This window comes from Oceanobacillus sp. CF4.6 (genome assembly GCF_051262635.1).
Taxonomy (GTDB): Bacteria; Bacillota; Bacilli; order Bacillales; family Amphibacillaceae; genus Oceanobacillus.
Map to the genome: position 1 here is coordinate 1 of NZ_JBIMEX010000042.1, position 401 is coordinate 401.

1 protein-coding gene is annotated in these 401 nt (G+C 38.2%); it reads left to right on the plus strand.

Annotated features, from left to right (window positions below):
* Nucleotides 1–400, plus strand: a 400-nt coding sequence (locus tag ACHABU_RS20710; RefSeq protein WP_435766842.1) for a flavin reductase family protein, incomplete at its 5' end; no start/stop codon positions are given.
* Nucleotide 401 lies beyond the last annotated feature (1 nt).

The window sequence follows — 401 nt, forward strand, 5'->3', positions numbered from 1 at the left end:
TACAGGCCTGACAGTGAATGCGTTTTCTTCCTTATCATTGGAACCTGCTCAGATTCTTTTTTGTATTGATAAAGGGTCAAGCAGCTTACAGGCTATTAAGAAAGATAAAGCTTTCGTAGTGAATATACTTCAAAATGAACAAGAGGAGGTTTGCCTAGGTTTTGCCAAAAAAGGTGGAAATAAATTTGCTGGTATCGATTATGCGATATCCGATGAAGGTGTTCCCTTCTTAAACGATAACCTGTCAACCATACATTGTACGGTACATGAAATATTTGAAGGAGGCGACCACTTGATTGTGGTGGGAAATGTAGGCGCTTTCTCACACAATGATACTAAACAACCACTCCTATTCTATCGTGGTAAACTTAATCCTGAATTGCAAAATTCTATGGCTTAAA